The sequence below is a fragment of the Paenibacillus sp. TCA20 genome (assembly GCF_000732325.1).
Classification (GTDB): domain Bacteria; phylum Bacillota; class Bacilli; order Paenibacillales; family Paenibacillaceae; genus Paenibacillus; species Paenibacillus urinalis.
The window spans coordinates 235228-258857 of sequence record NZ_BBIW01000007.1 but is presented as its reverse complement, the minus strand read 5'-3'; the positions used below and the strand labels follow the sequence as shown (position 1 = coordinate 258857).

The window sequence follows — 23630 nt, the reverse complement described above, 5'->3', positions numbered from 1 at the left end:
GTGCCCGGATGATTGATACACGGAAGGAGGAGCTGAACTAATGCAGTCATACACTTCTGAGTCTATAGAACCGTCTTCGGCTGGACCGAAATATTCAGCCCTCATCAGAGGGCGTGATGATTATATTTTGGAAACCAGAGGACTCACCAAGCGGTTCGGATCGTTCACAGCCAATGATCGTCTTGATCTCCGCATCAAGTATGGCGAAATCCATGCCATTCTGGGTGAGAACGGTGCAGGGAAGAGCACGCTGATGAATATGCTGTCAGGCCTTCTTCATCCCGATGAGGGAGAGCTTCTGTTTAAAGGTAAGCGAGTCCATTTTGATTCACCAAGGCAGGCGATGGAGATCGGAATCGGTATGGTCCACCAGCATTTTATGCTGATACCGGCATTGACCGTGGCAGAGAATGTGGTGCTTGGGCTTAAGGAAGGCCGGAGTCCCTGGTTTCATTTTCGCAGAGCTTGTGCAGAGATTCAGAAGATCTCAGATGCCTACGGTCTTGATGTAGACCCCGCGAAGCGGGTCAGTGAATTATCTGTCGGTCAGCAGCAGCGTGTTGAAATTGTGAAGACGTTATACCGCGGCGCAGAATTCATCATTATGGACGAACCCACTGCCGTACTTACTCCACCAGAGGTCAAGGATTTGTTCGTTGTTCTGAGGTCACTGAAGGAGCAAGGGAAAACGATCGTCTTTATAAGCCATAAGCTGCAGGAGGTGGAGGCGGTCTGTGATCAGGTGACAGTGCTGCGTGCCGGACAAATGGAAGGCTCTATGGCCATGAAGGAAACGACCCCTGCGGAGCTGGCAAAGCTCATGGTTGGAAGAGAGGTCACAGTACTGAAGCATAGTCCTTATACCCGTAGCCAGCGCTGCTTGCTTGAGGTGCAGGATCTTTCGGTGGTGCGGAGCCAGGTACCCGTGTTATCTGACATCAAACTCACTGTACGGGAAGGGGAGATTGTCGGCATAGCTGGTGTAGACGGCAACGGCCAGCGTGAGCTGAGTGAGGCACTCATGGGTCTAACGGAACTGTCAAGTGGAGAGATCAAGCTTGACGGCAGGCCTGTAAAGCGTCTGCATCCCCGATACATGACCGAGCAAGGTGTAGGTTACATTCCCGAGGATCGGCACAAGGAAGGGCTCATGCTGCCCATGAGCATTGGGGAGAATCTAATTGCGAAGCAGTACAGGTCATCCATCTTCAGCAAATTCGGCATGCTGCGCAAGGGAGCGATAAGGAAGACCGCTGAGCAAGCCGTGCAGGAGTTTGATATCAGAACCCCCTCAAGCGAGCGTGCGGCCGGTCAGCTGTCAGGAGGCAATCAGCAAAAAGTCATTCTGGCCAGAGAGCTGATGCTGAATCCGAAGCTGCTCATTGCGATGCAGCCGACCCGCGGAATGGATGTAGGAGCAGCGGAATATGTACATAAGCGGCTTCTGGCGGAGAGAGATCGGGGAGTTGGCATTCTGCTCATCTCCACAGAGCTTGAAGAGGTGATGTCACTCTCAGACCGGATCGCTGTTCTGTTCAAAGGCCGGATTGTGGACATGGTGAGCAGGGAAGAGGCAACGCGAGAACGAATCGGCCGTAGCATGGCCGGGATGATGGATTAATCAATTAAAGGGGGATTCACAAAAATGTTGAATAGACGATTCCACTTGTTGTGTACGTTGATCCTAGCTGTTGCTGTTCTGCTCGCAGGGTGCGGCGGTGCTGCAGAAAGCGGGCAGAGCGAGGAGGCAGCGGCAGGCTCCAGTACCGCTGCTACAGAAGCGAATCAGCCGCTTAAGGTCGCTCTGCTCACGCCGGGTCCAGTAAATGATAACGGATGGAATGCCACGGCGTATAAAGGGCTCAAGCAGATGGAGAGCGAGCTTGGTGCGGAAGTGCAGTATTCCGAGAAGGTTGCCCAGTCTGATATGGCGGAGTTTATTCGTGGGTATGGGACAGATGGATATGACGTCGTCATCGGTCATGGATTTGAATTCGCGGAACCCATGATGTCTGTTGCCGGGGAGTATCCAGATACCTGGTTTTTGGTTACCAGCGCTACGGTGAGTCAAAGCCCGAATGTCGCTTCCATCAGTATCAACAATCGGGAGCAGGGTTATCTGATGGGAACGGTAGCGGCTTTGATGTCTGAATCGGGGACAGTAGCGGCGATTGGTGGGCAGGAGATTCCGCCCATTACCAACTCTGTCAAAGGGTTCGAAGAGGGTGCGAAGGCAGCTGTTCCTGATATTAACGTCCTGACGACCATGACGGGGTCCAGTGATGATGTTGCAAAAGCCAAGGAGACCGCAATCTCCCTCATCGAAAAGGGAGCAGACGTCGTCATGACCAATGCAAATCAGGCGGGAATGGGCGGTATTGATGCTGCCAAGCAGGAGGGTGTACTCGCGATCGGGTCCAATGAAGATTTAAACCCCGTTGCTCCGGACACCGTCATTACAAGTGTGATTCAAGATTATCCAACAGCGATGACGGCTGCGGTCAAATCCATTATGGAGAGAACGATGAAGGCAGAGCCGATGTCACTGGGTGTGAAAGAAGGCGCGGTATACATGAGTCCCTACCATGGGTTTGAGGAGAAAATGACGCCGGAAATCAAGGATCAGGTTCAGGCTACGATCGACGCCTTGAAGAGCGGTGAGATTTTGGTCCAAAACGAGTAGTGGTGATGGAACAGGCAGAAAAGAATATGGAAACGGGAGAGGATAACGATGATTGATCAAAAACTGCTTAAACCGTTAGGTTCATCCGCCCTGTCAGATACGGTGCTTGAGAACGAATGGCATCCGGTATGTGCATCACACGAGCTGGCTGACAAGCCGGTATCCGCTATCGTGCTGGAGGAGCGCGTCGCGGTTTACCGGTCAAGCAAAGGTGTGCATGCACTGCGTGATCTCTGTGTTCACCGCGGAGCGATGCTGTCCAAAGGCTGGGTAGACAAGAATGAGAATCTGGTCTGTCCTTATCATGGATGGCAGTACAATTCGGACGGCAAATGCGTATGTATCCCTGCTCAAGGAAAGAGTGACCGTATTCCGCCGAGAGCAAAGGCGACCAAGTATCATTGCCAGGAGAAATTCGGTATCGTGTGGGTGTGTATCGGCGAGCCAAGGACTGATTTGCCCAGCTTCGAGGAATTTGAGAATCCGGAATATCGGCCGCTCGTATGTGGTCCGTATCATGTCAAGGCCGCAGGGACGAGAGTTATCGAGAACTTTACGGACTTTGCCCACCTGATGTATGTGCATGGCGGCCTGCTTGGTCACCCGGATTATTCGGAGCTGCCGGACTTTGAGGTGTTTAAGGAACCGGACCGGGTGTATACCGGAGATGTGCCGATCTTCCAGCCGGTTGCCCATTCCGGATCAGAGCATCGTGAAGGAACCACTTATGTCTATGTAAAGGAGGTGTTTAGACCGCTTGCAGCCCGTTTATCCAAGAAAGATCAGGCGACGGGGCAGACGCTATGGATTATGCTGACTGTGCTGCCGGTGTCAGAGCAGGAGTGCATCGTGTATATGCCGGTATCTCGCAATTATGCGCATGAGGTGGATGATCAGCAGTTCATTGATTTTCAGGATACTGTATTCGAGCAGGACAAGTGGATTATTGAAACCCAGAAGCCCGAGTTATTGCCGCTGGATCTGCAGGCAGAGCTGAATCATAAAGCCGATCTGTTATCGGTGGCTTACCGCCGCTGGATTAATCAGATGGGTGTGCGGATTGGAACGACTTGAGATATGAGTACAACAGTAAATCAATTTCATGGTGCTATGAAATTGATTCAGTAGACTAATACGGATGAATAAACAGAAACACCATTCAGAAGGATACAGGTTCACTATGCCAGCTTCAAAATATAGAGAGAAACAAAAGCCTCCTGGCTCCTCAGCGAGGCTTTTTGTGAGCTAAATCACGATTAAAACAATACTTATATGTTATGTTTATTGACGCATGCAATAAAATGTGTTGTTAATCTATGGATCTGTTGATAGAATCTGTTTATATTACTGGATTCCTATAGGGAGGGTTCATATGATTAAGAGAATCGGTGTTATGTTAATTGCTTTATTTGTGATAGTTTTGACGGCCTGTGGCAATGAAGAGAGCGCTACGACAGGAGCTGGAGGAGCTGGAGCGGCAGAGGAATCATCTGAGATTATCAAAATTGCGACGGATGCGGCATATGCTCCAATGGAATTTATGGATAAGGGCGAGATTACCGGATTTGATATTGATTTTCTTAAGGAAGTGATGGCCGAAGCAGGCATTGATTATGAGCTTAGCAATACAGGCTGGGATGCGATGCTGACCAGTGTCCAGCAGGGGACTGAATTTGCCGCTGGGATATCCAGTGTATCCATCACGGAAGAGCGTAAAGCAACGTATGATTATTCCCTGCCCTACTTCGAATCGACGAACATGATTCTGTTCAAAGAAGGAGCCGGTATAACGAGTGCAATGGATCTGAAGGATATGAAGGTTGCGGTCCAGGGCGCTACAACGGCCGATACACTGATGACGGAGATCATGGGCCAGGGCAACAGCAGCCTTAAGAAATTTGAGAGTAATGTCCTTGCCTTCATGGAGCTTGAGAGCGGCGGTGTAGATGCTGCGGTGGCGGACGTAGCGATCGTGCAGGAGTACATGAAGAACAATCCGGATAAAGCGTTCGAGAGCATCCTCGATCCGGAGAACTTTGATTCCGAATACTACGGCATTCTGTATCCTAAAGGCTCGGAGCTGAAGGCAAAGCTGGATCCTGCGATCAAGGCGGTCATTGATAATGGGAAATATGCCGAGGTATATAAAAAGTGGTTTGGAGATGAACCGGATTTAACCCGATTGATGGAAGAATTGGATAAGGCAGCAGAGTAAGCGCACAGGCAGGAACCAGGAAGCATGGGTCAGCGGTATGTGCGGACTCATGCTTTTCTTGTTGCCCATATTAAATAAGGGAGTGCAGCTCATGGATAATTTTAGATTTGATATTATCGTGGAATATCTGCCATTAATCCTGAAAGGTATGCTTCTGACGATCGGACTCTCTATCGTTTCCATTCTGCTTGGTGCTGTCCTGGGATTGTTTATTTCTTTCGGAAAAATGGCGAAGCCGAAGTATTTGAACTGGCCTGCGAGTCTCTATATCAACTTTTTTCGTGGAACGCCTTTTTATGTTCAAATTCTGATTGTTCACTTTGGTGTTGTGCCGATGTTCTATGGGAGCACGGATGCGATCACAGCGGGAATCTTGTCCATGACGCTGAATTCTGCCGCGTATATGGCAGAGATTTATCGAGCAGGAATTCAATCCGTCGATCAAGGACAGTTTGAGGCAGCCTACTCCTCCGGAATGAACCGCTACCAGACGATGCGTTATATCATCATGCCTCAGGCTATAAAGCGCATGATTCCGGCGTTCGGGAATGAATTCATCGTACTGGTCAAGGATTCCTCGCTGCTTGCGATCATTTCCGTTCAGGAAATTATGTTCTGGAGCAACGCGATGAGAGGCCAATATTATGCGATCTGGGAGCCGTACTTAACGGCTGCGTTGATTTATTTTATACTGACATATCTGCTTAGCAAGCTGTTATCTTACATTGAATGTAAACTAAAATGAAAATTTCAGAAAATGTATAACATCTCAGCCTCCAATTGCCGATAGATAAAATGTTCTGTCTTTTTTTATAGACAGTATGCAGTTGACGTCATCCTCATTGATGCATGAACGAGCTGCATAAACCACACATATCGTAGAAAGGGGGGCTTTTTCTTTGAAGGAATTATTGAAAAAAAGCTTAGCAAAAGTGAAGCTGGGGAACAAAAGTGAAGAAAAGAAGAACAAGGAAGATAACCGTAATGAGAAGCACAGAATGGAAAAGGGTAGCAGAGAAAAGAAGAGCTTGTTGTCTTTTAGAGTAAGGTTGATTGCAGCATTCCTACTCTTCCTGTTCCTGCCTAGTATAGCGATCTTCTGGGTTTCTTATAATACGGCTGATTCAGAGATTCGGAAGTCGGATCAGGAGACAATGGAGCAATCCCTCGCCCTTGTCAGCAAGCAGATTGACTCCTTGATTGACAGTCAGAAGGCAAATATCAATTTGTTAGCAAGACAGACGAATGCGGCGCAAATTGCCAATCAAAGTCCTCAGGCCCAGCGGCTGTTGGATGATTTGAAGGATGCCAACCCTCAGGTTGAATCTCTCGTCATCGTATCGTCTCGCGGAGACCAGCAGATGAAAGCCCCGATGTATGGAATGAATGAATCTGTGACAGATCAGCCCTGGTATCAGGATGCTCAAAGCAGTGAAGAGGTTATCGTAACGAAGCCTTATAAATCGAGCTCGACAGGTAATGTAGTTGTAACGTTGGCCAGAGCATTATCAGATGGTCAAGGGGTAGCAAGCATGCAGATCAGCCTGGCAGCACTGACTTCTACAGTGAATGATGTACATATTGGAGAAACGGGTATCGTGTATTTGGTAGATGGTGACGGCAATTATCTGGTGCACTCCCGTTTTAATGCAGGAACAAGTGCGCTGGAGACACTATCAGATTCTGCGCTCGCACAGGATAATGGGGATCTGAGTTATGCCTTAGGAAATGCAGAGAAATATGCCTTCTTTAATACACATGCGAGTACAGGATGGAAGCTCATCGCAGAAATGGATTATGCCGAAGTGGATGAAGCTTCTCGTCCGATTCTTAACGCGCTGATTATCGTGCTTGGCATTTCTGCCATTATGGGTCTGGGGCTTATGATTCTAATGATCCGCAGCCTGCATCGCCCGATACAGGCAATGGTCAGAGCATCCCGTGATATTGGAAATGGAGATTTGACGATAGATCTATCCGTGAAGCGCAGAGACGAATACGGCATTCTGGCGGAAGGTTTTAATCGGATGACCGGTTCTCTTCGTGCTGTGCTCGGAGAAGTAAGTGAAACGTCGCATCAGCTTGCAGCGTCCTCTCAGCAGCTTGCGGCAAGCTCCGAGCAGACAACAAGGGCAACAGAACAGCTGGCCACTATTATGCAGGAGACGGCAACGGGAACGATTCATTCCAATCAAAGCCTTGGCGAAGCCAAGCAGCTCGTTGAAGAGATGTCCCGCGGTGTAAGAGCTATTACAAACCAAGCTGGAGAAGTGACTCTGGCAGCCAAACAGGTATCTGAAGAGTCCCAGGCCGGTATGACGAGTATCGATCAAGCGAAGCATCAAATGGATCAGATCGGTGCTTCAGCGGGTGACCTTAATGAGGTGATTCAAGGGCTCGGAGATAAATCATTAGAGATACGGAAGATTGTTGAAGTCATTACGAATATCGCTAAACAGACGAATATTTTATCGCTGAATGCTTCAATTGAAGCGTCAAGAGCAGGTGAGCATGGGCGGGGATTCGCTGTTGTAGCGAACGAAGTGAAGGAGCTGGCAGCGCAATCGGCCGCTTCTGCAGCACAAATTGCTAAATTGACCCATGAAATGGAGCAGGGAACAGGAGCTGCGACAGCATCGATGGGCACGGCATCTAAAGAAATTACGAAAGGGATCGCTACAGTCCAGGAGGCAGGCGAGCGGTTCAGAGTGATTCTGCACTCTATTAAAGAGGTTGCCGCTCAGATGGAGGAAGTATCCTCAGCCTCGAGGCAGATGGATGCCTCTATGGTCCATGTCGGTGAATCATTTGAGGTCGCTGTAGCGATCTCGGATCAGATATCCGCTGGCGCACAGGAAGGGTCTGCTGCTTCGGAAGAGCAGTTGGCAGCCATGCAGGAGGTCGCTTCTTCTGCAGCAACTTTATCGAATATAGCGGATGAGCTTCAGGAGATTATTCAGCGTTTCAAATTATAGATTGAAATGACAGAGCACCTATCTATTCCTTAGTGCTAAGGATAGAGGGGCGCTCTTTTCTTATGAAGTGGGAGTGCTGTCAATCGCCTTACGAACATAGCCTTTGGATGAAGCGAGCAGCTTCCTCGCTGAGGATGCGTCTGAACCGGTCATAATCATAACAATGGCGGTCTTGACATGGCCATCTGATTCGATATAGGCATCCTTGATCTGCTCCTCGGAGGCTCCGGTTGCCAGCTTGATGATGCGTTTGGCACGATCGACCAGCTTCTCATTGGAAGGGTTAAGATCAATCATCAAATTCCGGTATACTTTACCGGAGCGGATCATGGCTGTCGTCGTCAGCATATTGAGTATAAGCTTCTGTGCGGACCCGGACTTCATTCGGGTGGAGCCCATAATGACCTCGGGTCCGGTTACAGCTTCAATCATATAATCTGCCAGCGGCTTCATGGCTGAATTGGGGTTGTTGCAGAGTCCGACTACAAGAGCACCCAGAGTGCGGGCTTCCTTCATGGCACCCAGCACATAAGGTGTTCTGCCGCTTGCCGCAATGCCAATCACAACATCGTGCGGGCCGACCTGATGGGATTGCATATCTTCTCTGCCCCCTTGCTCGCTGTCCTCAGCGCCTTCCACAGGTGTTCGTACGGCCTCGAAGCCTCCTGCGATAAGCCCTTGAATGAGTGACGGATCGGTACCGTAGGTGGGAGGGCACTCGGATGCATCAAGGATGCCGATTCTGCCGCTGGTACCGGCACCGACATAAAATAAACGTCCACCATGTTCAAAGGTCTCTACTATACAATCGGCAACCTTTGCGATATGCGGTATAAGCGGTCTGATTACCCTAGCGATTAGCTGATCCTCATCGTTAATGAGCTTCATGATTTCAATGGAATCCAGCTGATCAATATGGTCTGTTCTCGGATTGGGCTGTTCAGTAATCAACTGACTAAGTTTATGGCTTAGATGATTCATAATAAGGTACGGCCTCCTTCGCTCCTGGCCCCAATTCTAGATTAGAAAATGATTGGTGTTATTCGTTTATATAAGGGGCATCTTGATTGCAAGCTTTTCTATATTAATGAACCTTCGTTTGTAAGTAACGGCAAGGCAGACTCACGCGGTATTTCACCATACTATACGAGTCCATAGACTCCTTGATCCGGGTAGAACCGCTGTTGTGCAATCAGTGCTGCGCCATAGGCTGGCGGTCTATCTGCCGAGCCTGTGATCATACGAAGGTGGGGGAAGATCGTACATAAGGATGCCTCATAGTGTGCTCTATATATAGAGGAATGGAGGAAGATAGAGCCTGTCATAGCGATCACTTCTTGCTGGAGATCAGGATGAGAATGTAGAAGAGCGGTGGTTGTGTCGGCCAGACTTGCGGCCTGAGATCTAAGTATGCTGTCTGCAAGCGGATCTCCTTCCTCAGCGGCGCGGATGCACAGCTCAGCATAAGAAGCGATGGTCTTCTTACTAAAGGGTTGTTGATAGATGAAGGTGCGGAGCTCTGTAATCTCGTTTAATCGACAGTCTTCTTGAACGAGGGAGGTGAGTAACGTAGGCGGGGTGACTCGATCATAACTTCTCATAATCCCTTGAAGGGTCTGTAGGCCGATCTGATAACCACTGCCCTCATCTCCAAGGAGGTGTCCCCATCCTCCTGTACGGTGAATGCTTCCCTCTCTTGTGAATCCATAAACAATAGAGCCTGTTCCGGCGATCACGAGCACGCCTGTATGCTCCCCTGATGCCGCCATGAGAGATATTTCCCCCTCTGTACAAACCGTAATTGGAGCGGAGGAGGATTTGCGCTCCAAGCATTGAGTAACCTGATTGATAAGTGCATTCTTCTCTTCATCCAAGTGTATACCTGACATCCCAAGACAAATACCATTACATAAAAGTGAGTGATCATTAATAAAAGTGAGGGTTGTTTCTAGCAATCTGTTCAGCTCGTTGGCTGCTTCAAGAGGTGAAGTTGTATAGGGGTTCGTTGGCCCGCCATGGAATTGAGCGAGAATAGATGTATCTTCTAACATGGTTATTATTTCGGTTTTGGAACCGCCACCATCTACGCCAATAAAGACATTCACCGCTTCACCCCTTCTCATTTTTTATTTAGTATAGGTCATAATTTCCAGATTGTAAAATAAAATTTTAAGTAAATAAATTATTATTGAAATTATATTTTACAACTCATATAATATTATCAATCCAAACATATTTGGGAGGATAGGGAACGAATTGTGTTAGTTTATCTAACACATATGTACATATCATATTGAAAATGGAGGTGGGACTGCTCTCATGAATGGTGGTTTGGTTCGTCTCAAGGAAGCCTATGAAACACTGAATCCTTCGGAGCGTAAGATCGCGGCCTATATTCTGCAGCAGCCTGGCGAGATCATCGAGCTCTCCGTTGCCGAGCTGGCAGCGAAGAGCGGTGCAAGTCAGGCAGCGATCATCCGCCTATGCAAAACGATCGGCTTCAAAGGCTATCAGGATCTGAAAATTAAAGTGGCTGGTGACTTGCAGAAGTCGGATGAGCAGGCAGGCTATCAGGAGATCAGACCGAATGACAGTGTATCTGCGATGATTCGAAGCGTATCGAACAACAATATTCAGTCCATCCGGGATACGCTGAAGATTATGGACGAGGCGATGGTGGAGCGGGCCGTTTCTTTAATGGATCAGGCAAGGCGTATTTATTTTTTTGGCGTGGGAGCTTCTAACCTTATAGCCATGGATGCACAGCAGAAATTTTTAAGAATTAACAAGATGAGCTTCTCCTTCGCTGATCCGCATCAGCAGCTCACTTCCGCGGTCACAATGACAGAAGATGATGTAGCTGTCTGCATTTCCTATTCGGGTGAAACGGAAGAAGTGCTTCGTGTTGCTGAGCTGGTTCGGGAGCGGGGGGCAGAAGTGATCAGCATGACCAAGTACGGTCATTCCAAGCTGAGCAAGCTGGCGACCGTACCTCTATACACATCATCCACAGAGAGTGAAATTCGAAGCGCTGCTATGGGTTCCCGGATGACTCAGCTTAATCTGATTGATATTTTGTATCTCTGTGTAGCCAGCAAGAATTACGAGCAGTCGGTCAAGTATCTGGAGGAGAGCAGGAGGGCGCTGAGAAGGTAGTCTAATCTACGGTGTTCCTATCGAGGAACGAATGAGGGGAGATAAGTGCTAATGCGTAAAACATGGATTGTGCTGACCTCTATTCTAATGTTTGCGGTGACAGCCTGCAGCGGCGGGGGAGGTAGCAGCGAGCAAAGCGCGGATGCCAAGGATACAGTGACGGTCTGGACGTATCCTGTTCATAACAAGTATGAAGAGGACCTGAAGGAGCTCCTCGCTGATTTTAATAAGGAACACCCGAATATTACCGTCAAGACAGAGATGCTCACCTGGGCTGAAGGCCCAAAGAAATTTGATGTCGCCCTGAATGCGGGCAATCCGCCGGATTTGTATTTTCACAGTGTAGATGGAAGTTATGTCGACTCTGGATTGGCTATTCAGCTGGATGATTATCTGACACCTGAGATCAGGGAGGATTATTATCCGGGAACGCTTGAGCTCGGGCAGATTCAAGGCAAGCAATACGGTCTTCCAATCTACCAGTACCAATGGGGCTGGGGCGGCAACCAACGTATTCTTGAGGAAGCTGGAGTCGATTGGCAGAAGATCCAGCAGGAGGGGTGGACTTGGGGTGAATTCCTTGAGATCGCGCCTAAGCTGATGGGGACTGCTCCTGACGGATCTCCACAATATGCCTTTGTGACCGAAGGGCAGACGATGGAGATTATGGAGCTGCTGTCCCGCAATTACAATATGCCGGATGTGCTGAATGCGGAAGGTGAATTCCAGTGGAATGATGATCGTATTCTAGAGACGCTGAAATTCCTGGAGACCCTTCGTGCAGAAGGTTATATGCCAAAAGAAACGGCAGCCATTGCTCCTGCGAAACGTGTAGAAATGTTCTATGCCGAGCAGGCGGCCATTATCTCCAAGGCAATCCCGTATTACGATGTGCTCATCAAGCAGCGGAATGCGGATATTGATGCAGGAACGGTGCAGGGTGCCAAGGTTGATTTTGTATTGCTGCCGGTCCCTCATCATAAGGATGCTCCGCAGAAATCAACGATGGGCGGCGAGGGCTATGTAGCTTTTAGGCAAAAGAATGATAAGGGCGAGCAGCATGCCAAGAACACGTTCCTAGTTATGGAAGCACTGAGCGGCGCCAAAGCCGGGAATTCGGCCAATGAGCTCGTGCTGCCGTTTGTTAGAAAGTCACAGGCTGAATATTTTGAAGGCAAGGGTCTGGGTACGCCGGAAACGCTGGAGGCAGCCCTTATCATGGCAGAGCATATGGAGCAGCCGGTCGTTCTCTCGCTTGACTCAGCGCTGGCAGCGAAGCAGAAGCAGTTCAAGGAGCAGGTGATGAAGCCGAACATTCAGGCGTTATTTACAGGCGAGAAGACAGCCGAAGAGATAGCGGCCGAGTTTAAGGCTAAGGGAGAAGAGATGTTCAAGTAGATCCTTAGATGCGATGCGAAAAAGGGGGAAGAGTATATGAAAAAACCGCTTACGCTTATGATCGCTATGATGATGCTCATCGTGACAGCCTGCGGCGGCACTTCAGGCAGTGAAGCGGAGACCGGAGATGCGGATGCCAAGGATACAGTAACCGTGTGGACTTACCCTGTTCATGGCACATATGAAGATGAGCTGAAGGAGCTGATCGCTGATTTTAATCAGGAGCATCCCCATATTACGGTTGAGTACGAAATGCTTACATGGGCAGAGGGGCCTAAGAAGTTCGACGTCGCTCTGAATGCAGGTAATCCGCCAGATCTGTATTTTCACAGTGTTGATGGCGCTTATGTGAAGACAGGGCTTGCGCTTGAATTGGACGCTTACCTGACCGATGAGATCAAGAATGACTACGTGCCTGGCACACTAGAGCTTGGCCAAATTCAAGGCAAACAGTATGGACTGCCGCTCTATCAATTCCAGTGGGCTTGGGGCGGAAATAAGCGCATCCTGGAGGAAGCGGGAATTGACTGGAAGCAGATCCAGCAGGAGGGCTGGACCTGGAATGAATTTAACGAGGCGGCGGCCAAGCTTACAGGTACGGCTCCTGACGGCACCACGCAGTATGCGCTCGTCACAGACGGAACCTCACTGGATTTTATTGAAATGCTGACACGCAATAATGGAATGCCCGATGTGCTTAACGCCAGCGGCGAATTTCAGTGGAATGACCAACGTATATTAGACACACTTACCTTCATAGACAACCTCATTGATCAAGGCTATATGCCTAAAGAAACCGCAGCCATTGCTCCCGCCAAACGAACGGATATGTTCTATGCCGGGCAAGCGGCGATCATCTCCAAAGCACTTCCCTACTATGATGTCATGATTCAGAACCGTAACAAAGATATTGATGCAGGCACCGTCCAAGGCGAGAAAATCGAATTCGTATTGCTTCCTGTACCCCATAATGACGGAGCGGAGCCTAAATCAACCATGGGTGGAGAGGGTTACGTTGCCTTCAAGCAAAAAAAACTGACAAGGGCGAGCAGCATGCCAAGAATACGTTTCTTGTGATGGAGGCGCTGAGCGGCGCCAAAGCAGGGAACTCGGCTAACGAGCTTGTGCTTCCTTTCGTTCGAAATTCACAAACCGAATACTTCGAAGGCAAGGGTCTGGGCACACCGGACACCATAGAAGCCGCGAATATGATGGCAGAGCATATCGAAATTCCGGTAACCCTCTCACTCGACATTGACAAATCTGCGCAGCAGAAGCAGTTCAAGGAACAAGTCGTCAAGCCCAACATTCAAGCCCTGTTCTCCGGCGAGAAGACACCTGAGCAAATTGCAGAGGACTTCAAGGCAAAGGCAGAGCAAATGCTCAAATAAATAGCGTCATCTGCAGAGGAGGCTGTCCTGAGGACAAAGTCCTCAGGAGCCTTTTTGCTAGAAGGAATGGTTCAATTCTACGACAAACACAAGGGGTGAGAGAACGATGCAGACATCACTTGCGCCAAAAAGGACACCTTCCCGCCAAAGCCCAATGCGAGCGATTAAGGAATATGGCTGGGCTTATCTCTTCATCTTAGCGCCGGTTCTGCTGTTCCTCGTATTTACACTGTATCCGGTGGGTCATGCTTTTTTTATGAGCTTTCAGGAGTATGGCATTATGAATTCCACCTGGGTAGGGATGGATAACTACAGTCGGTTATTCCAGGACGCTACATTCTGGAAGTCGATGCGAAACACCGTTATTTTTACACTGGGAACCGTGCCGGTCAACATTATCATTACCTTCGTCTTGTCTGTGCTGATCTTTCAAATGAAGAGCAAGTGGCAGACCTTCTTCAAAGCAACGCTATACCTGCCGGCTGTCGCCTCCGGCGTTACGATCTCCGTGGTCTGGCTGGCTATATTCGATCCGACCGAGGTCGGACTTCTCAACAGATTCCTCAGCTGGTTCGGGCTTGATCCTGTAATCTGGCTGGGACAATCCAGTACAGCTCTCTTCTCGCTCATCCTAATGAGCTGGCTTGGCTCTCATGGGGCAGGGATCATTCTCTACATGGCCGCTCTGGGCGGCATTCCGAAGTCGCTCTATGAGGCAGCCGATATTGATCATGCCAGTGCATGGACCAAGTTTACGAAGATTACATGGCCGCTGCTTAAACCGACGACGCTGTATCTGCTTGTTACAGGCGTAATCGGGTCGTTTCAGGTATTTATTTCGGTTTATTTGATGACCCAAGGGGGTCCGAATTTTGCGACGACAACCATTGCGTATTTGATCTATCAGACAGCCTTCGTATTCTATGAATTTGGTCTGGCTTCAGCACAGTCGTTTGTGCTGGCTCTCATCATCGTGATCATCTCCATAATCCAATTTAAATACTTCTCCAGCGATGTTGAATATTAGAGGCAGCAATAGAGGGGGTGTGATGTATGACGATGAAATTACAAAAAAAATCGGTTCTGCTCATACTGGCAGCCGTTATTATTCTACTCTGGGCGATTGTCACGATCATTCCGCTGTATTGGATGCTGGTTGGCTCTGTTCAGGATACGAAGGTATCCGCTACCTTCCGGCCGCAGATGATTCCTGAAGTGATCTCGATGACACCGTATGAGCGGTTCTTTGGCAAAACGGATGCCTGGCGCTGGCTATGGAACTCGTTTATTATCGCAGCCATCACCACGCTTACGAATGTGTTCTTCGCCTCGCTTGCAGGTTATGCCTTCGCCAAGCTTAAGTTTCCGGGTAATAAGGCCATCTTCTGGGTTCTGCTCAGTACTATGATGATTCCTGCACAGGTTACGCTGATTCCGCTGTATATTCTCATGGTCAATGTATTTAACATCGGGGACACGTATACAGCGATTATCCTGCCGACAGCTGTCAGTGTGGGAAATATTTTTCTTATGAAGCAGTATATGTCCTCCCTTCCGACCTCGCTGATTCATGCAGCACGGATTGATGCCTGCAGTGAGTTCGGGATCTTCTGGAAGGTGATTCTGCCGATGGCGAAGCCGGGTCTTGCTGTCCTCGCGATCTTCAGCTTCGTAGCTTCCTGGAATGAGTTCTTCTGGCCCTTCCTCATTACAAATTCAAGCGATATGCGGACGATCCAGGTCGGGCTTGCTTCGTTCGTGTTCGGCGATGCCTCCGATTTTGCCGCCATGATGGCCGGAGCGACGGTGGGTGCTCTGCCGATGATTATTCTGTTCTTCTCCCTGCAGCGCTACTTCCTGCAAGGCATTACCATTGGAGCCGTTAAGGGCTGATTCGAGAAAGGAGGAATACCTATGGCACGCGTGGAGTTTCGACAAGTGCGCAAGCAGTTTAGTGATGACAAAAAAGGGGCCTTTACCGCGGTAGCGGGCTCCGACTTCGTTATTGAGGATCAAGAATTTGTCGTGTTCGTTGGTCCCTCCGGCTGTGGAAAAACAACGTCGCTTCGCATGATTGCAGGTCTCGAGAAGCAGACGAGCGGCGATATCCTCATCGGCGAAAGGGTCGTAAACGACCTGCATCCGAAGGACCGGGACATTGCCATGGTGTTTCAGGATTATGCGCTATACCCTCATATGACGATACGGGAGAACCTGTCCTTTGGACTCCGTAATTTGAAGAAGGATAAAGAGTACATTAATCAGCAGGTGGAAAATGCAGCCGGTATTTTGGGACTGACGCATATGCTGGAGCGGAAGCCGCGGGAGTTGTCCGGCGGTCAACGCCAGCGTGTGGCTGTCGGGCGGGCGATCGTTCGGGACCCGCAGGTGTTCCTGTTTGATGAGCCGCTCTCAAACCTTGATGCCAAGCTTCGTATCCAGATGAGGGTAGAACTGAGTGAGCTTCACAAGCGGCTTGGAGCAACCATTGTATACGTTACGCATGATCAGGTAGAAGCGATGACGCTCGGGGAGCGCATCGTTGTAATGAATAATGGCATTATTCAGCAGATAGACTCTCCAACGGAGCTGTACGCCAATCCGCAGAACATGTTTGTCGCCGGCTTTATCGGATCACCTGCGATGAACTTCATCGATGCCGTCGTTGAGGGTAACAAGATTCGTATTGAAGGAGCAGAGCTGACTCTCACAGATGCGGTAGCGGCCGGACTTGCGGGTTATCATGGCAAGAAGGTCGTGATGGGGATTCGTCCTGAGCATATTTACGGGGAAGACATTGCTCCGAGCTTGGAGGGTGATCACAGAATTGAAGCAAACATAGATGTTGTTGAGCATCTCGGATCGGAGAACCTGATCTATTTTCACATCGGGAGTCGGTTGATTACAGCGAAGGTTAATCCGGAAACGACGGCATATACGGGACTGTCCAAGACTTTCCTGCTCAACTTGCATAAGGCCCATTATTTTGATCCAGAGACCGAGCAAAGAATTATATTAAATTCGTGAGAATAAGAACAAGGGGTGAAATGTGATGCGTAAGCTGAGTGAGGTGCTGGTCAAGACGGGAGCGGAGATTTATCGGGAGATCATTCCCGTTGCCCTATACAGTGTGATCAGTTCATTAATTCTGATTCCTGCTGTGCTGCTGCTGCCCATAACCGCTGCCTTGATCATCATTCCCTTCATTTATATGCCGCTGTTCTTGGGTGTACTGAATGTATTCCATCACAAGATGGAGCGGAAGAGCAGAAGGAATGGATTAAAGGATTTACTTGCTGGAATGAGAAGAGGGTATTTTCCCGCGGTAATCATGGGGCTGTTCGTATCGCTGCTCGTGTTCATTCTCTGGTCCACCTGGTGGTATTACGGCGGCAAAGAAGGCATGTTTTATACGATTATTGCGGTATTTCAGACATATTTTGTCATCATGGCGTTCATCTCTCAATTCCATACGTTCCAGCTCGTTCTGCAGAAGGAGATGGGGATCTTCAAGGCGATGGGAGAGAGTGTCAAGCTGCTCCTGAGGCATCCGGGGTACACTGTCGGGGCCTTCTTCCAGACAGTATGTCTTACGGTGCTGCTCGCGCTGACGGCAGTCGGCTTCCTCGTGCTGTTTAACGGTATGATGGGCATTTATATGTACAAGGTGACGGCTAATTTGATTGAGGAGGAAGAAGAGCCTGCCGCAGATGAGTGGTCTGAGAAAGGAATGACGCCGAGCGTAAAATAAATGTAATGTTTTACAGTTTAATGGTTTGTTTTTACATACTCCTCGTGTTCTGTTTACACAGTCGATTTAGCCTGATAAAGGAAGTTATATTCTATCATGGCTTTATCTACTACAAAATACAGGAGTGAAGCAGTTTGTTAAGAAAATGGCAGAAAAGATTATCTTTATTGTGTCTTGGATCAATGCTCGCAGGACTCTGGGCTCCGGCCGGTGTCATGCGGGCAGAGGAGGGTGTTGAACTGGCAGCTGCCAAATCAGATTTATTCGTTACCGAAATACATCCGGATAATCTGGGAGCAGAAGCTTATGAATTTTTTGAGTTGTACAATGCATCAGGATCAGATCTGAATTTGAGCAATTATTCTTTGATTTATAACTACACAGATAATCCCGGATCGAACAAGGCGTTTGTTGTTCCAGATAACGTAGTTATTCCATCTGGACAAGCTATGGTGATGTGGTACAACAAAACGGGAGTAGGTTTGGATGATTTTAATATTCATTTTGGAACAGGACTGACTTCATCTCAGATTATCCAAGTAACAGGATTTGACGGATTTGCTAATGGAGGAAAAAGGGGAGTTATTGTACAGGATAGCAGCGGTAAACCGTTGGCCAATGCAAACTATTTATCTGATGATGTCAGTGAAGGAACAAGTGCGCACTATTACCCTCCAACATCTGGTGGTGAGCAGACAATCTATGAGCGCAGAGGTGCTGCTACCCCGGGTTCAGTAGCTTCAGAGCAGTTGAGGCCGCAGGAGGAAGTGCAGGCTCCGGTGATATTACATATCCCGGTTACTTCGGTCAGTATAGATGAAGATGTCTTGATCCAAGCGGACATTAGCATAGCTGGACAGGGAGCTGATTTGTCTGCAGCTGAAGCTGTAGACAAGAATGAACAAGATGAATCCGCTTCTTCGAGCTTAAACGAGAATCCAACTGTGATAGAAGATACTTATGAGAGTGCTGGAGAGAATGAAGCAGAGCAACAAGCCGAAGCAGCGGGTGCACCAGATGGCGTTGTGGAAGAAGAAACAGCAGATCAACAGGCAGAAGATGTGGAGGCTTCAGTTGCAATTCCTGAGATGGAAGCAGCAGCAGAGCAGCAGATCACTGATCAGAACATGCTGGAAGAAGCTGCTCAGATCGAGGCAGCACAGCAGCAGGCAACCGTCACAGCTGCCGTTTATTACCGGAGTATGTCGGAGACAGAATTCCATGTTCTGAATATGAGTAAAGCGGAAGGCATGAACTACACGGCCTCCATTCCAAAGACTTCTTTGACGGATCCGCAGCTGATCTATTATATAGAAGCTGAAGCTCATGGAGCAGTCTCACGAACTGAACAATATACGGTCAACGTCGAACAGGCAGATGTCGATTACAATGAGGTCCCAGCCTTGCTTGTAACCGAACTTGTCCCAGATTCAACAAATGTCGGTGGGGCCGATGGATATGAGTTTATTGAGGTGTATAACAATACTAATCAGGACATTAATTTGAAGAATTATAAGCTGTACTACCGCTATACGGACTCTGGTCCGTCAGCAGACGTTATATGGCCTACAGATCATGAAGAAATGATGATCTCATCGCAGGAAACGATCGTCTTCTGGGTCATTAATTCAGCGAATGGAGATAAAACAGCGGCCGATTTCAATGCCAACTATGGCAGTAATTTAGTTGAGAATGACAATCTGTATAGAGTCTACTCTGACGGTATGGCCAACGGAGGTAAGCGGGCTGCTGTTATCGGCACAAATACTCATATAGACATAGCCTCTGCAGCGTATGATAACGATGATGAGACACAAGCAGACAAAGGTATTTTCTATCGTTATCCGACTGGCGGAAGAACAGAAATGCTGAAATACAGTGCAGGTCTGCTGGACGCAACCCCAGGTGTGGTTGATCCTGTACAGATTCCGTCTGTTCCTGTGCAGTTAGAGACTGATCCTGAAGCACCTGTCCTGCAATTTGCTGATGTACCTGATACTGTGGACCAGCTTAATAACATAAAAATGGCCTTTGGGGTAACAGACCATACTTCTGTCAAATCAGTTGTCTTATTTTATAAGACGGATAAGGATTCCGAGTTTACAAAAAGATACTTGTACTTATCCTATGACGATTCTAATTATCACTATACGGTCTATTCTCCTGAGCTTATAGGCAGCAAACAGCTGGAGTATTATCTGGAGCTGTCCGATGGGACGAACGAGCGGCAGACTGAACCTAAATTCGTGGAGATTACTGGCAATGTCCAGTCAGATGAGCTGCGCTTGAATGTACAGGAAGATCAGATCATTAGCGGTAATACAATGATCAAAGGAACACAAGGTGTTGAAGGAGAGCAGGATATTGAGCTGTTCATAGATGACAAAGCCGTTCCTGCTGAGGAAACGTTTGATGCCCTTGAGCACGATGCTTATTTTGCATTTGAAGTGATTGGCGTTAATTATTATTTCAAAAATGCGGTAACCAGCGGAGAGGAAATCCTTCACACCTTTCAGGATCCGATTAATCAGTATGAAACGCTGACAGTGCCGATTGATGCGCAGCGATTCCGTGAAGGGAATAACGTTCTTTCCATTCGCGCAGGCTCCAAGTCGTCGCCTTTTGATGAGCGTGAAGAAGAGAATAAGGATGATTTTCAGATTCGTAATATTCGTCTCGTCCTTGCAGATGGAACCGTAGTATATGATCCGAGCTATTCTAACCCCCAAGAAGAGATCAAAATGGGAGACAGCTCAGGTCGCTATGAGTATATTGATTTTGCATTTAATCTGACTGCTGAAGAGCTGAGATCAACGGCATATGCCTGGGACACAAGAAAGGCAGAGGATGGCGAGCATGATCTCACTGCAGAAGCGGGGGAGGAAAGGGTCAGTGCCAGCGTCATTGTTGATAACACGGCGCCTAACATTAATCCGAACCTTGAAGAGGGAAAAGAGTACCGTGGTGAATTTACGATTGATGCTCATATCACGGATGAGCTTGCAGGAGTTAAGGAAAGCCATGCTGAGCTTGACGGCGAAGTGATAACGCTGCCTTATGAGACATCGTCCTCCAAACTATCGGCTGGCGAACACCAGCTGAAGATCCAAGCAGAGGATCAGGCAGGAAATATGAGCGAGGTCGCAATCCGATTCATCGTTCCGGAAGAAAATCCACTGAAACCTGAGCTGGTATCTCCTAAGAACGGTGCAGAAGATGTGGCGCTAAATGCAGAGCTCAAAATTAAGGTTACTGATCCTGCCTCCGATGTGATGGACGTATCCTTTTACAAAGGTTATCTGCATGATGCTAAACAGTTGGAATCCTTCAAAGGATACCGTAATGCAGCAGACGTAGAGCCGCCTAAAGAAGAAGTGCCTGCCGGAGAAAAGGCAATGACTAAGGGAGACTATACTCAAATTGCAAATGTTGATGGTCAATATCTGACAGACGATTCCATGGAGCAATTTCCGTATCACCGATTTGAGGCTAAGCTGAATTCGTCAGTCAAAGATACCGATCAAGTACTGCTGGAGTGGGTTGGGAAGTCGCTTGAAGGACGTAAAGTCAGCCTGTACGCGTTCCGTCCTGATCAGCAAAAGTGGGAGCTGCTTGACCAGCAAATTGCAGGAGATGAGGATTTTAAGCTTGAGGCGATGGTTACTGCGGGCAATTATCGGAGCGGCGGTAAAATTCAGATGATGGTGCAGGATGAGCTGCCTGTGAGCGAAGATCCGTATGATTTTTCATTCGTATGGATGTCCGATACACAGTACTACTCAGAAAGCTATCCAGAAACCTACCGCAAGATTGCGAACTGGATTGGTAATCAGAAAGAAGAGCAAAAAATTAAATATGTAATTCATACCGGGGATATTGTTGATGAATCCGACAAGGAGTATCAATGGATAGAGGCGGATAAGAACATGAAGGTACTCGAGGAAGCCAATATTCCTTATGGAGTACTTGCAGGAAATCACGATGTATCTAATCAGTTTGGTACCTATGACGAGTACTGGAAATACTTTGGGGCTTGGCGTTTTGAGGATCAACCGCATTACGGAGAGTCCTACAAAAATAATATGGGGCATTATGACCTTATTTCATCAAACGGTAACGATTTTATTATTGTGTACATGGGCTGGGGCTTGGGTCAGCCGGAGATTGACTGGATGAACGAGGTGCTCGCTAAATATCCGGAGCGGAAGGCGATTCTAGCCTTCCATGAATACCTGCTCGTATCCGGTAACCGTGCACCAATTGCTGACAAAGTCTACGAAGAGGTCATCCTTCCGAATGAGAATGTAATTGCCGCATTGTCGGGGCATTATCATGATGCGGAGTTGAAGGTAGATGAGATCGATGATGACGGAGACGGTACACCGGATCGCAGTGTCTATCAGATGCTGGCAGATTACCAAGGAGCAGAAGCGGGTGGACTTGGTTATATCCGGCTCATGCAATTTGATATGCAGAACAACAAGCTGCACATGAAGACATACTCGCCTCTCTTAGATGATTACAACTATTATGATCCAACCGAGTATCCGGGGAAGGACGAATTTTCACTTGATCTGGACTTGCAAGGCAAGCTGAAGAGAGTAGCTACAGACTATGCAGGCATTAAGGTGTATACGAATGAGCTGATTGATAAGGCAGCAGGTATCGATAGCGGAAGTGAGGCCAGTGTAAATTGGTCAGGGCTTGCGAATAATTCGGTGTATCAATGGTATGCCGTAGCTGAAGATGAACACAGTGGCTCTACAAAATCGGATATATGGCATTTCTCAACAGGTAAATTCGGTGGTAATCCAGGGACAGATAATCCGGGTACAGGAAACACGGGTAATCAAGCTGGCGGCGGAAGCTCTGAGGAGCAGAAGCGTAATCCGGTCATTGAAAAGGGAATCATTTCAGTTCAAGTTACATCCGATGGTAAAGCCGTGATAGCTCAGAAGGATATCTCTGAAGCTCTCACTCAGACGGAAGAATATATTACGATCAGGCAGGAAGGTATTCCAGGAGAGTCTGGACAACCGCAGCTACAAATAGAGACGGAAGGCTTGAGACTGTTGCATGAAGAGCAGAAGGATCTTCATATTCACACAGGCTCCCTAAATATTGTGGTTCCCTATGCAGCTATGCAAGGTGAGGCAATGGAGGAGGAATGGCTCACTTTACACATCAAGTTTGTACTTGATGACGAGAGTCGTGGGTGGATAGAAGCAGCAAAAACGACACCTGCTCTGCAGCCTTCAAATCTTGTTGCAGATATTCATTGGTATTCAGGAGACCGCAGTCTTACTGCTCTTGCCGCTCCAGTTCAAGTAAATTGGCAGATCAACACCTCGGATATTGATCCTGAATATGCAGGGATATATAGGGTTCATGCCACGGGAGCTAAATATATCTATGGCAAATGGAAAGATGGGGTTGTTACTTTTGAGACCGATGGAACAGGGCTGATTGCAGTAATGGAATATCACATCATGTTTCATGATATGCAGAACCATTGGGCTAAGGAAATAACAGAAAAAATGGCAGCGAGGCATATCGTGAAAGGAACTTCAGAACTTAATTTCAAACCGAACGCATCCGTGAGCCGCGCGGATTTTGCGGTAATGGCCATGCGCAGCTTGGGAATTGATCGTTCAGAAGATGCATCCTCGTTTGAAGATGTGGCAGATCAAGCCTACTATGCAAATGCGGTTGCTGCGGCTGAGCAGCTAGGCATTATGCAGGGAAGCGGGGGGCACTTCCGTCCTCTGGATCAGATGACGAGGGAAGAAGCGGTAGTCGTGTTGATGAGACTGTTCGAGCATATGGAAATAACGGAAGGCACGCCGAACAACGCTCATTCGTTCACCGATATGAGCACAGCTAGCGATTGGGCGCAGGAAGCAATACTTGCCGCTACGCGCGAAGGGCTTATCAGCGGAAGAACGGACGGCAGCTTCGATCCGCATGACACACTGACTAGAGCAGAAACTGCACAGCTTATATATAATTTGCTTCAAAAATAACAAAGAAGGCGCAGGGTGATGTCCTGCGCCTTCTCTAT

General features: G+C 48.2%; 17 protein-coding genes. 15 read left to right on the top strand and 2 right to left on the bottom strand.

Annotated elements, in window-relative coordinates:
* Window positions 1-40: 40 nt before the first annotated feature.
* The 6 genes from TCA2_RS15475 to TCA2_RS15450 all read left to right on the top strand — a co-directional run bounded on the left by TCA2_RS15475 (window position 41) and on the right by TCA2_RS15450 (window position 7873).
* A complete protein-coding gene (locus tag TCA2_RS15475) occupies window positions 41-1621 on the top strand; it encodes an ABC transporter ATP-binding protein (protein ID WP_081872544.1) in 1581 nt (526 codons plus the stop codon).
* A gap of 24 nt (window positions 1622-1645) precedes the next feature.
* A complete protein-coding gene (locus tag TCA2_RS15470) occupies window positions 1646-2683 on the top strand; it encodes a BMP family protein (protein ID WP_047912500.1) in 1038 nt (345 codons plus the stop codon).
* 48 nt (window positions 2684-2731) lie between these two features.
* Window positions 2732-3757, top strand: coding sequence for an aromatic ring-hydroxylating dioxygenase subunit alpha (locus tag TCA2_RS15465; RefSeq protein WP_047912499.1), 1026 nt, complete (start codon window positions 2732-2734; stop codon window positions 3755-3757).
* Between the two features lie 298 nt (window positions 3758-4055).
* Complete coding sequence (locus tag TCA2_RS15460; protein ID WP_047912498.1) at window positions 4056-4898, top strand: transporter substrate-binding domain-containing protein; 843 nt, start codon at window positions 4056-4058, stop codon at window positions 4896-4898.
* Window positions 4899-4989: 91 nt separating this feature from the next.
* On the top strand, window positions 4990-5643 hold the full coding sequence (locus tag TCA2_RS15455) for an amino acid ABC transporter permease (protein WP_047912497.1): 654 nt from the start codon (window positions 4990-4992) through the stop codon (window positions 5641-5643).
* A 154-nt stretch (window positions 5644-5797) separates the two neighbouring features.
* Window positions 5798-7873, top strand: coding sequence for a methyl-accepting chemotaxis protein (locus tag TCA2_RS15450; RefSeq protein WP_047912496.1), 2076 nt, complete (start codon window positions 5798-5800; stop codon window positions 7871-7873).
* A 60-nt stretch (window positions 7874-7933) separates the two neighbouring features.
* Here the strand turns inward: TCA2_RS15450 and murQ are convergent, their stop codons facing one another.
* Window positions 7934-8854 (bottom strand): N-acetylmuramic acid 6-phosphate etherase, encoded by a 921-nt coding sequence (gene murQ / locus TCA2_RS15445; RefSeq protein ID WP_047912495.1) that lies wholly within the window; start codon window positions 8852-8854, stop codon window positions 7934-7936.
* Between the two features lie 161 nt (window positions 8855-9015).
* The gene (locus TCA2_RS15440; protein WP_047912494.1) at window positions 9016-9978 is read right to left on the bottom strand and encodes an N-acetylglucosamine kinase; all 963 of its coding nucleotides are present in this window, start codon (window positions 9976-9978) and stop codon (window positions 9016-9018) included.
* A gap of 214 nt (window positions 9979-10192) precedes the next feature.
* Between TCA2_RS15440 and TCA2_RS15435 the strand changes: the two genes are divergently transcribed.
* The 9 genes from TCA2_RS15435 (at window position 10193) to TCA2_RS15400 (ending at window position 23592) form a co-directional block, all read left to right on the top strand.
* Window positions 10193-11029 (top strand): MurR/RpiR family transcriptional regulator, encoded by an 837-nt coding sequence (locus TCA2_RS15435; RefSeq protein WP_047912493.1) that lies wholly within the window; start codon window positions 10193-10195, stop codon window positions 11027-11029.
* A gap of 51 nt (window positions 11030-11080) precedes the next feature.
* Window positions 11081-12427 (top strand): ABC transporter substrate-binding protein, encoded by a 1347-nt coding sequence (locus TCA2_RS15430; protein WP_047912492.1) that lies wholly within the window; start codon window positions 11081-11083, stop codon window positions 12425-12427.
* Between the two features lie 36 nt (window positions 12428-12463).
* Entirely contained in the window at window positions 12464-13504 is a 1041-nt protein-coding gene (locus TCA2_RS15425) for an ABC transporter substrate-binding protein (RefSeq protein ID WP_238546412.1), read from the top strand.
* On the top strand, window positions 13501-13818 hold the full coding sequence (locus TCA2_RS27625) for a hypothetical protein (RefSeq protein WP_238546411.1): 318 nt from the start codon (window positions 13501-13503) through the stop codon (window positions 13816-13818). Before TCA2_RS15425 ends, TCA2_RS27625 begins: the two co-directional genes overlap by 4 nt.
* 106 nt (window positions 13819-13924) lie before the next feature.
* Entirely contained in the window at window positions 13925-14845 is a 921-nt protein-coding gene (locus tag TCA2_RS15420) for a carbohydrate ABC transporter permease (protein ID WP_047912491.1), read from the top strand.
* A gap of 32 nt (window positions 14846-14877) precedes the next feature.
* Window positions 14878-15711: a carbohydrate ABC transporter permease gene (locus TCA2_RS15415; RefSeq protein WP_047912541.1), complete on the top strand. Its 834-nt coding sequence runs from the start codon at window positions 14878-14880 to the stop codon at window positions 15709-15711.
* Window positions 15712-15732: 21 nt separating this feature from the next.
* A complete protein-coding gene (locus TCA2_RS15410; protein ID WP_047912490.1) occupies window positions 15733-16845 on the top strand; it encodes an ABC transporter ATP-binding protein in 1113 nt (370 codons plus the stop codon).
* 25 nt (window positions 16846-16870) lie between these two features.
* Window positions 16871-17569 carry a hypothetical protein gene (locus TCA2_RS15405; protein ID WP_047912489.1) on the top strand — a complete coding sequence of 233 codons (699 nt, stop codon included), beginning with the start codon at window positions 16871-16873 and terminating at the stop codon, window positions 17567-17569.
* A gap of 134 nt (window positions 17570-17703) precedes the next feature.
* The gene (locus TCA2_RS15400; protein WP_052512050.1) at window positions 17704-23592 is read left to right on the top strand and encodes an S-layer homology domain-containing protein; all 5889 of its coding nucleotides are present in this window, start codon (window positions 17704-17706) and stop codon (window positions 23590-23592) included.
* Window positions 23593-23630 lie beyond the last annotated feature (38 nt).